12 protein-coding genes are annotated in these 13,424 nt (G+C 45.8%); all 12 read left to right on the forward strand.

The window, feature by feature from the left end:
- Positions 1-279: 279 nt before the first annotated feature.
- Positions 280-903 (forward strand): guanylate kinase, encoded by a 624-nt coding sequence (gmk, locus tag CXF83_RS22040; protein WP_101089474.1) that lies wholly within the window; start codon positions 280-282, stop codon positions 901-903.
- A gap of 61 nt (positions 904-964) precedes the next feature.
- Complete coding sequence (gene rpoZ, locus CXF83_RS22045; RefSeq protein ID WP_101089475.1) at positions 965-1,246, forward strand: DNA-directed RNA polymerase subunit omega; 282 nt, start codon at positions 965-967, stop codon at positions 1,244-1,246.
- Between the two features lie 13 nt (positions 1,247-1,259).
- Positions 1,260-3,365, forward strand: coding sequence for a bifunctional GTP diphosphokinase/guanosine-3',5'-bis pyrophosphate 3'-pyrophosphohydrolase (gene spoT / locus CXF83_RS22050; RefSeq protein ID WP_101089476.1), 2,106 nt, complete (start codon positions 1,260-1,262; stop codon positions 3,363-3,365).
- Between the two features lie 49 nt (positions 3,366-3,414).
- Positions 3,415-3,798, forward strand: coding sequence for a RidA family protein (locus CXF83_RS22055; RefSeq protein WP_101089477.1), 384 nt, complete (start codon positions 3,415-3,417; stop codon positions 3,796-3,798).
- A 65-nt stretch (positions 3,799-3,863) separates the two neighbouring features.
- Complete coding sequence (trmH, locus tag CXF83_RS22060; protein WP_101089478.1) at positions 3,864-4,550, forward strand: tRNA (guanosine(18)-2'-O)-methyltransferase TrmH; 687 nt, start codon at positions 3,864-3,866, stop codon at positions 4,548-4,550.
- Between the two features lie 274 nt (positions 4,551-4,824).
- Positions 4,825-6,480 (forward strand): AMP-binding protein, encoded by a 1,656-nt coding sequence (locus tag CXF83_RS22065; RefSeq protein WP_101089479.1) that lies wholly within the window; start codon positions 4,825-4,827, stop codon positions 6,478-6,480.
- A 221-nt stretch (positions 6,481-6,701) separates the two neighbouring features.
- Positions 6,702-7,625: a calcium/sodium antiporter gene (locus CXF83_RS22070; protein ID WP_101089480.1), complete on the forward strand. Its 924-nt coding sequence runs from the start codon at positions 6,702-6,704 to the stop codon at positions 7,623-7,625.
- Positions 7,626-7,751: 126 nt separating this feature from the next.
- Entirely contained in the window at positions 7,752-8,453 is a 702-nt protein-coding gene (locus CXF83_RS22075) for a hypothetical protein (RefSeq protein WP_101089481.1), read from the forward strand.
- A gap of 120 nt (positions 8,454-8,573) precedes the next feature.
- A complete protein-coding gene (locus CXF83_RS22080; RefSeq protein WP_101089482.1) occupies positions 8,574-9,644 on the forward strand; it encodes a sensor histidine kinase in 1,071 nt (356 codons plus the stop codon).
- A 5-nt stretch (positions 9,645-9,649) separates the two neighbouring features.
- The gene (locus CXF83_RS22085; RefSeq protein WP_101089483.1) at positions 9,650-10,246 is read left to right on the forward strand and encodes a response regulator transcription factor; all 597 of its coding nucleotides are present in this window, start codon (positions 9,650-9,652) and stop codon (positions 10,244-10,246) included.
- Positions 10,247-10,328: 82 nt separating this feature from the next.
- Positions 10,329-12,404 carry an ATP-dependent DNA helicase RecG gene (recG, locus tag CXF83_RS22090; RefSeq protein ID WP_101089504.1) on the forward strand — a complete coding sequence of 692 codons (2,076 nt, stop codon included), beginning with the start codon at positions 10,329-10,331 and terminating at the stop codon, positions 12,402-12,404.
- A gap of 130 nt (positions 12,405-12,534) precedes the next feature.
- Entirely contained in the window at positions 12,535-13,407 is an 873-nt protein-coding gene (locus tag CXF83_RS22095) for a DUF3014 domain-containing protein (RefSeq protein WP_101089484.1), read from the forward strand.
- Positions 13,408-13,424 lie beyond the last annotated feature (17 nt).

Raw genomic sequence — 13,424 nt, forward strand, 5'->3', positions numbered from 1 at the left:
TTCTCAATAGAATCTGACTAATAAACGGATCGCTATCCGCTTAACTACAAATCAAGCTGGTTCTTATGTTCAAACCTAAAGAAATAGCCTACCCAATTTGCCTGAAGATGTCAGTGTTTTAGGCGGATACAGCAAAATTAGTCCGAAAAGTGCCGCTAGAATAAAATATTATCAGGCCAAACTGTCATGACTAGCGCAAATATCGCCCTAGACTGTATAATGTCGCGCTAAATCTTTTCACTTGCCCTCAAATGGGCTAAAGCACCGGATACGCAAATCATGACTGCACGCGGAAACCTATTTATCGTCTCAGCGCCAAGTGGCGCAGGTAAATCATCACTCATATCAGCTCTGTTAAAAGATCAGCCCGCTGATATGCAAGTGTCGGTATCACATACCACGCGTCAACCTCGTCCAGGTGAAGAACATGGCCAGCATTATCACTTTGTAAATCAAGATGAGTTTAAAGGGTTAATCGAAGGCAATGCTTTTTTTGAATGGGCCGAAGTCTTCGGTAACTACTATGGCACTTCACGTGTGACCATTGAGCAAACACTGGCTAAAGGTATCGACGTTTTTCTCGATATTGACTGGCAAGGTGCCGAGCAAGTTAAAAAATTGATGCCCACATCGATTGGAATATTTATTCTTCCACCCTCAAGAGTCGAGCTAGAACGTCGCCTTACAGGCCGCGGACAAGATAGCCAAGAGGTCATTGATGGCCGCATGGCACAGGCTGTTTCAGAGATGTCACACTACAATGCATTTGACTTTATTTTAGTGAACGATGATTTCGACAAGGCTCAGGCCGATCTTTTAGCGATCATTCGCAGCCAAAGACTAACCTGTGCTAGCCAAATTCATACCCAAAATGATATGATTAAAGATCTGTTGGCAGGCTAACTGTCTTCATGTACAATTTTGCGTCATTTTTCCAATCAATAAACCACTGGAGTTTCCCCACATGGCTCGCGTAACTGTAGAAGATGCCGTAAATAAAATCGGCAACCGTTTTGATATGATTCTGATTGCTGCGCGTCGTGCTCGCCAAATCGCCGTACAGGGTAAAGATCCTATGGTTGACGAAGAGAACGACAAGCCAACGGTTATCGCCTTGCGCGAAATCGAGCTAGGTTTAGTCACCGCTGCGACTTTGGATGCTGATGAGCGCCAAACAGTTCGTGAACGTGAAGCAGCTGAAATTGCTGCTGTTGCTGCCATCGCTGAAGGCCGTAACGCTATATAAGGAGTAGAGCCACTTGTATCTGTTTGAAGGTCTCAAAGAGTCAGCTTCAGGTTATTTAGAACCTGAGCAGGTAGCATTACTCAAGCAGGCCTATCAGGTGGCGCGCGATGCCCATGAAGGTCAAATGCGCACGAGTGGCGAACCTTATATTACCCATCCGGTTGCGGTTGCCCGCATCCTGGCCGATATGCGTCTCGATCATGAGACGCTTATGGCCGCACTTCTGCACGACACTATCGAAGACACCCCTGTTACCAAAGAGGAACTGGCTGAAAAATTCAGTGAGTCTATTGCCGAATTGGTTGAAGGTGTATCTAAGCTCGATAAGCTAAAATTTCGCGACAAGAAAGAAGCTCAAGCTGAAAACTTCCGTAAAATGATGATGGCTATGACTCAAGATATACGGGTCATCTTAATCAAGCTTGCCGATAGAACACACAACATGCGCACTTTAGGTGCACTGCGGCCCGATAAGCGCCGTCGTATCGCCCGTGAAACTCTCGAAATTTATGCCCCTATCGCCAACCGTCTTGGTATTCATAATATTAAGTGCGAGTTAGAGGAATTAGGTTTTCAAGCCTATTATCCGATGCGTTATCGTGTATTGAGAGAAGTGGTGAAAGCCGCACGAGGCAATCGTAAAGAGCTTATTCAAAGTATCGAAGCTGCCGTTGCGACACGATTAGATGACACTGGCCTTGAAGGCACTGTCAAAGGTCGTGAAAAGAACCTCTATTCCATCTATAACAAGATGCGTAATAAAGAACTGCAGTTCCAAGAGGTCATGGATATCTATGCCTTCAGAGTCATCGTCGACTCAATCGACACCTGCTACCGCGTAATGGGCGCCATGCATGGCCTTTATAAGCCGCGTCCAGGTCGATTCAAAGATTATATCGCTATCCCTAAAGCCAATGGCTATCAATCATTACACACTTCACTCTTTGGTCCTCACGGCGTACCCGTTGAGATCCAAATTAGGACTGAAGATATGGACCAAATGGCTGATAAAGGGGTTGCGGCACATTGGTTATACAAGAAAGGTAGCTCACAAGAGCAAGGCACGACGACACAAGTGCGTGCCCGCAAATGGATGCAGAGCCTACTTGAATTGCAACAAAGCGCCAGCACCTCTTTTGAGTTTGTGGAGAACTTTAAAACCGAGTTATTCCCAGAAGAGATCTACGTCTTCACCCCTGAAGGTCGTATTTTAGAGCTACCAGATGGCGCTACAGCGGTCGATTTTGCTTATGAAGTGCATACCGATGTAGGTAACACCTGTGTCGGCGCTCGAGTTAATCGTCAAGCGTATCCATTAAGCCAAGCACTTATTTCAGGTCAAACCGTTGAGATTATTACCGCTAAGGGCGCACGTCCCAATGCTGCTTGGCTCAACTTTGTAGTGACCGGTAAAGCGCGTTCTAAGATCCGTCAGTTGCTTAGGAGTCTCAAAGGAGAAGATGCTATCTTGCTCGGCAAGCGCTTATTAAACCATGCGTTAGGCGAAACCAAGCTAGATGACTTGTCTAAAGAGCACATCGATAAAGTCGTTAATGATACCAAGCACGATACGCTTGACGAGTTACTCGCTGATATTGGCCTTGGTAATGCGATGAGTATTGTTATTGCCCAACGTTTACGTGGCGATCAAGTCGATACGCAGGAGCACAGAGAATCCTATACCATGCCCATTCGTGGCGCTGATGGTATGTTGGTCACCTTTGCTAACTGCTGTCGCCCGATCCCAGGGGATGCGGTTATTGCCCACGTTAGTCCAGGTAAGGGCTTAGTGGTGCATATGGAAAGCTGCGCCAATATTCGTGGCTACCAAGGTGAGCCAGATAAGTATATTCCAGTGCAGTGGGATAGTGCCGAGGGTGTTGAGTATCAAGCAAACTTGCGCGTAGAGATAGTAAACCACCAAGGTGCACTCGCTAAAATTACTTCTATTGTGGCAGCTGAAGGCTCCAATATTCATAATTTAACCACAGAAGAGCGAGATGGGCGTGTATTCCTCATCAACCTGCGTATTTCTGTGAGAGATCGTATTCATTTAGCCAACGTGATGCGCCGCATTAGGGTGCTCCCTGAAGTACTGCGAACGTCGCGTAACCGCTAGCTCATTTAACCTAAACATTAGTTTACTTAATACAGATAAAGGGATAATCATGGCAGAGAAAATCATCATTGCTACCGACAAAGCACCACAAGCTATCGGCACCTATTCTCAAGCAGTAAAAGTAGGCAGCACCGTTTATTTATCAGGTCAGATCCCACTGAACCCTGAAACGATGCAAATGGTCAGTGAAGAATTTGACGCACAAGTGGTCCAGGTTTTTGAAAACCTAACCGCGGTTTGTGCTGCTGCTGGTGGTTCATTAAGTGATATTGTTAAACTCAACATCTTCATGACAGACCTAAGTAACTTTGCCACTGTAAACGAAATTATGGGTCGCTATTTTGAGCAACCTTATCCCGCTCGTGCGGCTATCGGTGTAAGTCAGCTACCGAAAGGCTCGCTAGTAGAGATGGATGGCGTAATGGAGGTTTAATCCATTCAGCCAAAAACAGGGCGCTTCGGCGCCCTTTTTTATTGATAACATTTAAGAAGAACACCATGAGTCCTGAACGTTTCGCCCGTATCAACCAGATGCTAGATAATCGCCAACCTGATCTCACCCTTTGCTTAGACACTGTGCATAAAAGCAATAACATTGCAGCAGTGATCCGTAGCGCCGACGCTGTTGGGATCCATGAGGTTCATGCGGTCTGGGCTGAGCTGGAGATGCGTGTCTCGGGCAATACGGCATCAGGTAGTCAGCAATGGGTTAAAACACAAGTTCATCATACGATGGGCCATGCAGTAGAGGAGTTTCGTCGGCAAGATATGCAGATTTTAGCGACCACTTTTTCTCCGACCGCCGTCGACTTTCGCGAAATAGATTACACTCGTCCAACGGCCATTATTTTAGGTAATGAGCGCGATGGCGTGAGTGCAGCAGGCATTGCAGCAGCAGATCAGCATATTATTATTCCAATGATAGGCATGGTGCAATCACTCAATGTCTCGGTGGCTGGCGCACTGATTGTGTATGAAGCGCAGCGTCAACGCGAAGCTGCAGGCATGTACGGAACCCGCAAACTTGATGACGCCTATTGCCAAATAAAACTGTTTGAACAAGGCCACCCTATCTACGCCAAAGCCTGCCGCCGTAAGAAGCTTGCCTATCCCGGCATTGATGACACTGGCCAAATTGTGGCTGATGAACAATGGTGGCAAAAAATGCGCGAACCGTCTGCATAACAACACCACTTTCATAAATGTTCAATAAGAGCTGACCAATCAGGCCAGCTCTTACCCATAAAGTCCCTCGATTTACCTACCACTCTTTTAAACCCAAAGACACGCTTTAACGGCATCATTGCGCGAAATTGTAACGAGCGTTTGAAAAAGTTGTCATAGATCACATTTTTCGCCATACTCAATATTAGCGACATCAGTCTGTTAAACGAACGATTAAAACAAAAAGTAATCAGCCGACTGGATTGGAATTAATAATAATCAATATGGAAATGCGATGGAATCATCTATGAAAACCCCAATTGAGATGCTTGAACATTGGGTCGAAAAGCAAGGCGATCAAGTCTATCTAAAGCAGCCTATTGACGGTCAATATAAGACTTTTACTTGGCGCGATGTACAAACGACAATGCAACAAATTGCGGGGGCACTTAAACATTTAGGGCTTAATCCAGGCGATAAAATTGCCGTTCTGTCTAAAAACTGCGCCGAATGGTTTATCACAGATCTCGCCCTGATGCATGGCGGGTATATTAGCGTACCTATTTATCCAACAGCCAATGCCGATACCATCCGCTACACACTTGAGCACAGTGAATCAAAAGCAATATTCATCGGTAAGTTGGATTACTGGGCCGATCAAGAGTCTGGCGTTGGCGGTGAAATTTTACGTATGGCAATGCCTTACGACACCATGCCAGCCCAATATCACTGGGATAAACTACTCACTCTTGGTCAGCCTTTAGTCGATGCTCCACTGCCGACGCTTGAGCAGATCATGACGCTGGTTTACACCTCAGGTTCAACCGGAAAGCCCAAGGGCGCGATTCAAACTTTTGCCAGTTATGCTTGGACCTGTAACGCAGTTGTTCGTGATCTAAAAACGGATGGCGAAGACAGATTAATTTCATACTTACCGTTAGCACACATCACCGAGCGAGTAGCGATGGAAGGCTCTTCATTCTATTCAGGTAGCAGCGTGGCCTTTGTGGAAAGCCTCGATAGCTTTGTCGCCGATGTCCAGCGTGCAAGACCCACGGTATTCTTCTCAGTGCCTCGTCTTTGGAGCCTATTCCAAAAAAACATTATCGACAAAATTGGCGACAGCAAGCTCAACTTGTTACTTAAAATACCGATTATTAGTGGTATCGTAAAACGTAAAATCCATGCAGGCTTGGGCCTTGAACATTGCCATTTACTCGGTTCTGGTTCTGCGCCAATTCCACCCTCGCTCGTGAGCTGGTACCACAAAATTGGTCTCAATATCTCCGAAGCTTGGGGTATGACTGAAAATTGCGCTTACTCGATCATTAACAATCCGTTTGATGCCAGTAAAATTGGCACCGTGGGTCGCGCTGTTGAAGGTTGCACCATTAAGCAAACAGATGTCGGTGAGTTGATGGTTAAGAGCCCTGGATTGATGCAAGGTTATTATAAGCAGCCCGAAGAAAGTGCCGCGTGTTTTGACGAAGAGGGTTATTTCTACACTGGCGACTTAGTGAGTATTGATGACGATGGTTACGTCACCATCACAGGCCGCGTTAAAGATAACTTTAAAACCTCTAAAGGTAAGTACGTTGCGCCAGTGCCTATTGAGCGAAAACTGGCACAAGATCTTCACGTAGAGATGATTTGCGTTATTGGTTCAGGTCTACCACACCCAATTGCACTGGTACAACTATCTGAAGGTGCCTCTTTGCAACCTAGAGAAGAGGTTAAGGCGTCACTTAAAAAGACCTTAGATGCGGTTAATCCTCATCTAGAATCTCACGAAACGGTTGATGCGATTGTGGTTGTCACCGATAAATGGGATGTCGATAACGACGTGTTAACCCCAACGCTTAAGATCAAACGTCATATACTTGAGAAGAGTTTCAGCGAAAAGGTCGATGGTATTCGCGGCGGCAAGATCTGCTGGGAAGACGAAATCTAGTCTATAGTGATATTTTTGGCATACAACAGCGCACCTTTTGGTGCGCGTTTCATATCAGGTTAGCCGTTAATTTAGGCAAGGCAATGGTTCAGAGACTCATTACCACTAGGTCTGGTTAAATAAACTATCTTTAATGGCCATTAGCTGTTTTTTTTGTTGTGCTCTTTAGAAAAAAACCTATCCTAGCCACCCATTTATCTTATCTATAAGTAGTGTTCATTATGTTTATTTGGTTGTCGATTATCGGCGGGTTTATCATTTTGACCGTCGGCGCCGAATCTTTAGTCAGAGGTGCCAGCAAAATCGCCTTAAGGCTTGGCTTATCGCCGTTAATTATCGGCTTAACCATTGTCGCTTTTGGCACCAGTGCACCCGAGCTAGCGGTGAGTATTAAATCCGCGGTGGCGGGCAATAGCGGTATTGCATTAGGCAATGTGATTGGTTCAAACATTGCCAACATCGGTCTAATATTAGGCATTACCGCACTGATTCGACCGATAAAGATTGAATCGCAAATGGTCAAGCGCGACATTCCGGTTATGATCGCGGCATCACTGCTATTTTGGGGCCTACTTCTCGATGGAGGCTTGAGCTTTGTTGATGGTGTCATTCTTTCAACGCTACTAATTATCTATTTAAGCTATAGCTATTTGACTGCCGACAAACAAATCTCTGAAGAGGTTGCTGCGGATAATCAAAGCCAGTGGCTATCTATCGTCTTTATCATTATTGGTATCAGTATGTTGGTTGGCGGCGGCATATTATTTGTCGATGGTGCCGTGGCACTAGCGCAGTCTTTCGGGATCAGCGAAATCATCATAGGACTAACCATCGTAGCGATTGGCACTAGCATGCCAGAATTGGTGACCTCCGTCGTTGCCGCCCTTAAAGGACAAAGCGATATTGCGATCGGTAACGTCGTAGGCTCTAACCTATTCAATATTTTAGGGATTCTCGGTGTCACGGCGGTGATCCATCCCATCATTGGCAACGACATTAACCCACTTGATTGGCTGGTCATGATAGGCCTAGCAGCCCTTCTACTCCCCTTTGCCTATACCGGTCTGCGAATTGGTCGTAGAGAAGGCAGCATCTTGGTGTTGGGCTATTTAGCTTACATAGGCTATTTGATCACACAGGCTTAAAGCCGTTATCACAAAGATTTAAATGACATTTGTCATGCACTTTTTATGACTTTTGTGCCTGCAAAACTCCCTCATAATCTTCAATACTAGCCCTGTACCCAATACAGGGCTCAAAAGGAGATTGACATGAAATCATTACTACTCGTAACTTCAATGGCCATCATTAGCCAATTTGCTCAAGCTGACAGCACTAATACTAGTATTAGCGCTATCGATGCAGCAGCTAACCACATGGACGTAAAAACCTTACAGTCACTTGCTCGGCAAGGCGATGATTATCAACAAGCATACGCAGGTTATAGACTTGCTATTAGCGCCAATATTCTTGGCCAACGTGCGCTTGCAATCACCGCGCTTGAATCAGCAAAAGACACACTAGAACCACTAACGGCCTCTAGTGCCAATGCCGACAACCTCGCCCTGCTGTCATCCATTTATGGCATCCTTATTGGCTTGGATAATAGTAAAGGCGCTGTATATGGTGCCAAAGCTGGCACTACGATAGCGCAAGCAAAAGCACTGGCCCCCACCAATCCTAGGGTACTATTAGTTCAAGCAATCACCGCCTTTAATACACCAGAAATATACGGTGGCAGCAAACAAGGTGCTATTGATTTAAGCAGTAAAGCCATTGAGTTTTATGCAATTCCTTGTGATAACATTTGCTGGGGACACGCTGAAGCCTACACTTGGCGAGGATTAGCTAAGCAGAATTTAGGTGATGTTGATGGCGCGATATCAGATTGGCAGCAAGCCTTAGTTGTCGAAAGCGACTACAACTGGGCACGATTTTTACTGCAACAAAATAGCCAAAGCGCCCAGCGATAATTCACTACAACGCAATGGATGGAGAGCGGCAATCTTAGACTTAACTCTCCTATATTCAAGCCACTTTTAAAGCAGCACTTTGTGGTGAACAAGTCGTTTAGGTATAAATAGGAATTTTTCATGACAACGTCAACTCAAACAAAAGAAGACAAACTGGCTTGGATATATCTCGTCAATCTGGTTTTTTACCTTATCCCCATTTTTGTCAATGAGATGCAGCCATGGGAAATAACCCTAAGCTTAATGGCGCTTGTGCCCTTCATTTATTGCTATTTTTGGGCTTATCGGTCCACCACGGCTAACGCTTACCGACCTATTCTAGCCATGATAATTATCGGCGTATTAGTGACCCCTATTAATACTGGCTCGCTATCATTATTTACCTTTGCCGGCTTCTTTCTCGGTTTTTTTTACCCGTTAAGAACAGCCATTGTCAGCCTATTAGGGCTAATGGGATTACTGTCGCTGTTGAATGCTAGCCTTAATTTTGACCATTATTATTGGGTCATTTATGGTGCAGGCCTCATTGCTGGTGTAGGGCTGTTTGGGGTTGCAGAGCGCAAACGCGTGGAGCATAAATGTCAGCAACAAAAAAGCCAAACGGAGATCCAACAACTTGCGACCATGCTAGAACGAGAACGCATTGCTCGCGATCTGCATGACATTATGGGGCACAGTCTTTCCTCAATATCTTTGAAAGCCGAGTTAGCCGAAAAGCTGATCGCCAATAATGATATTGAGCAAGCACGACTGCAATTAACTGAACTCAATAGCATCGCTAGAGATAGCTTGAGCCAGATAAGGCAAACTGTCTCAGGTTATAAACACAAGGGCCTTTCCGCCAGTGTGACACAGCTTTGTCAAACACTACGAGACAAGGGCTTAAGTGTCAGTTTGATTGGTAACATCCCCAAGCTTGAGCCCGAATTAGAAACCCAATTAATTTTGAGTCTGACGGAGCTTTGTAGCAATATTGTTCGCCATAGCAAGGGCACCCGATGTGAATTGCACTTTGAGCAAACGGCAACTCAACTGCGGATCGCTATTACCGATGATGGCTGCCCGAGCAAAATCGAACAAGGCAATGGACTCATTGGTATCAATGAGCGACTGGCTAAATTTCAAGGGGTATTGGCATGGGAGTTGGATGATGAATGCCAATTTACCATTACTCTGCCAGCACAAGGATGAAACCAATGAGAATTTTGTTAGCAGAAGATCAAGCCATGGTGAGAGGGGCATTGTCAGCGCTACTCTCTTTAGGCGGTGACTTTGACATTACCCAAGCGGCTGATGGAGACGAAGCCCTAGCACTGTTAAAACTGACGGAGTTTGACCTGCTGCTCACGGATATTGAAATGCCGGGCCGTACCGGGCTCGAACTCGCCAGTTGGTGCCAACAACATAAGCCAGCACTTAAGATCGTTATCATTACCACCTTCGGCAGAGCCGGTTATATCAAACGTGCCATAGAATCTGGTGTAGGGGGCTTTCTATTAAAAGATGCTCCCTCTGACACCTTAATCAAAGCGATTAACCAAGTGATGGCAGGTAAGCGCATAATCGATCCTGAACTGGCAATGATGGCCGTGGGCGAAATGGACCCACTCAATGACAAAGAGCGCCGCGCATTAAGGCTCGCCAGCGAAGGAAAATCCACCTCAGACATAGCCGAGCTACTATTTATTGCAGAAGGTACTGTGAGAAACTATTTATCTGAGGCTATCAGTAAATTACATGCAACTAACCGTATTGATGCCGCCAGAATTGCACAGCAAAAAGGTTGGTTGTAATGGTTAAATAACGCGCTAATTTGCGAAAAATGATATCTCTGATAATATATGTATAAATTTACAGTGTTTGAGTGCTAACCGTTTGCAAAGTCTCGATCTTGTTCCTATAACAGAACTCAAGGGCGTCGCCAAAAAGATGGCCGAGAGATTAGCTAAGCTGGATATTACAACAGTGCAAGATCTGTTGTTTCATCTGCCGCTGCGTTATGAAGATCGTACTCAGATCTACCCTATTGCTTCACTCTATCCTGGCAGTTATGGCACCATTGAAGCGGTGATCCAGTCAAGCCAAGTGATCCAAGGTCGCAAACGCATGCTGACCTGTACTGTACGTGATGATACTGGCAGTTTAACCCTACGCTTTTTCAACTTTTCAGTAGCTCAGCGGAATGGTCTTGAAGCCGGCACGGTGATTCGAGCCTATGGTGAAATTCGCCGCGGTAAGCATTTTAGTGAAATTATTCATCCTGAATACAAGTTAGTCTCCGCCGAAGATGACATGCCGCTAAGTGATACCTTAACGCCGGTGTATCCCACCACTGAGGGCCTTAAGCAGGCAAGTTGGATTAAGTTAACAGAGCAAGCCTTGGTGATGCTGGCTGAGGGAGGACTACCAGAGCTATTGCCTCCCCATCTGCAACCCAATCATATGGAGCTCAAACAAGCACTACAGTTACTACACCGACCGAATAATCAAGTCTCACAGTTTGATCTTGAGCAAGGGACACATCCTGCACAGCAACGCCTTATCCAAGAGGAGTTGTTAGCACACAATTTAAGCATGCTACGCCTACGTCAACGAACACGTCGAGACAAAGCCGTGAGTATGTCGGCAACAGGTCAGCTGTTAAATCCATTTCTGGCGTCACTGCCTTTTAAACCCACTGGCGCACAGCAGCGAGTCGGTGTCGATATCAGCACCGATCTTGAAAAAGCAGAGCCGATGATGCGACTGGTTCAAGGCGATGTGGGATCAGGGAAGACCTTAGTGGCCGCACTCGCCGCATTACAGGCTATCGAGAGCGGATACCAAGTCGCTATGATGGCGCCAACAGAGTTACTCGCTGAGCAGCACATGATTAATTTCAGCAGCTGGTTTGAGCCATTAGGGTTAAAAGTCGGCTGGTTAGCCGGTAAGCTAAAAGGCAAGGCCAGAATACAATCGTTAGCCGATATCGAATCGGGTGCGGCCAATATTGTGATTGGCACCCACGCTATATTCCAAGAACAAGTGGTGTTTAATAAGCTCGCATTAATTATCATCGATGAACAACATAGATTTGGAGTACATCAGCGCCTAGGCCTACGAGAAAAAGGAGTGAGTCAGGGCTTTCATCCGCACCAGCTCATTATGACAGCGACTCCCATTCCACGTACATTGGCCATGACCGCTTATGCGGACTTAGATACCTCAATCATCGATGAGCTTCCACCAGGGCGTAAACCGGTCACTACAGTCGCAGTATCGGATCAGCGTCGAGAGGAAGTTATCAACCGAGTGCGCCAAGCGGCGGTGAATGATAACCGTCAAACCTATTGGGTCTGCACGCTTATTGAAGAGTCTGAGGCATTAGAGTGCCAAGCAGCAGAAGACACAGCTCAAGAGCTTAAAATTGCCTTACCTGAACTCAATATTGGCCTGATACATGGCCGAATGAAATCTGCTGAAAAGCAGCAGATTATGGCCAGTTTTAAAGCTGGAGACTTGCATCTACTTGTGGCTACAACAGTGATTGAAGTCGGTGTTGACGTGCCTAATGCCAGTCTGATGATTATTGAAAATCCAGAACGTTTAGGTCTAGCACAACTGCATCAGCTTAGAGGCCGTGTCGGTCGAGGCGCCGTGGCCAGTCATTGCGTACTCATGTATAAGCCACCGCTGTCAGCCACCGCCATTAAAAGACTCGGCGTACTAAGGCAAAGTAACGATGGATTTGTGATCGCCCAGCGTGACTTAGAGATCCGTGGCCCAGGTGAAGTGCTCGGCACCAAGCAAACTGGCATCGCCGATATGAAGATTGCTGACTTAATGCGAGATCAAGCCTTAATCCCCCATGTACAGAAGCTTGCCCCATATGTCATGCAGCAATCGCCCGACAGTGTGGATGCCATTATCCAACGCTGGCTTGGCGATCGGGAGCAGTTTGTTCAAGCCTAATTGCTGATCCATAAAATTAAATATTCTTAATAGAGCTTCAACCTATAGACAAGCTCGTTTTATTTTGCAAAATGGGTTAAGGCTATACTTATCACTATAACGATCATCGTGCGGTAGCAGAGGAATCAACATGCAACTCAGTCAAGAAGATAGAATTTCACCTCAGGAAAAGTCCTCAGGTACTAATGGCCTAGCGATTATTGCCATTGCCGTTGTTGTACTGATCTCTGCTGGAGGTTATTACTATTTAAGCGGTAATGATAAGAGCGAAGCACCGCAAATTATTGCGCCGGTTGTCATTCCCGATCCTATCCCAGAAGAGCCACTCGAAACCGATGCTAATCTGCCAGAACCGGAACCAGAAATAGTGGATCCTGTCCCTGTGCAGTTGCCTACACTCGAACCCGTTCCAGCAGTAGAGCCATTGCCAACACTGGCCGATAGCGATCCTTATGTTCATCAGAAAGCGATTGATATTGCAGACGGCATGGCAATTCAGCCTTTACTCATTGAAGACAATGTTGTGCGTCAATTTGTGGTATTTGTTGATAACTTAGCTCAAGGAGAGTTGGCTAGAAAAGTCAGTCCATTAAAAGCACCTAATAATGGCTTTACCGTGTCAGACATCGCTAATAAGACCTATGTTGACCCAGATAGTTACCACCGATATGACTTATATGCAGACTTCCTTGCCAGCTTAAATGAAGAGGAATTAGCTAAAACTTACAAAGAGATGACACCGCTTTTAAGCGAAGCTTTCAGCGAACTTGGCTACAGTAGCACGTCGTTTAACGACAGAATGCAGCAAGCCATTGGCATCATGCTCGATGCGCCGATTATTGAACAACCGATAGAACTCGATGGTGTGAGTGTTAACTACCAGTTTGTTGATCCTAAACTAGAAGCTTTACCTAATGCTCAGAAACTCATGGTGCGCATGGGACCTGAAAATGCTCGCAAGGTAAAATCAGCACTACGTCGATTGCAAAAGCACCTCGACTAACCTCTCCTAAAGTAAAA

Origin of the sequence: Shewanella sp. Choline-02u-19 (genome assembly GCF_002836205.1) — a bacterium.
Classification (GTDB): Bacteria; Pseudomonadota; Gammaproteobacteria; order Enterobacterales; family Shewanellaceae; genus Shewanella.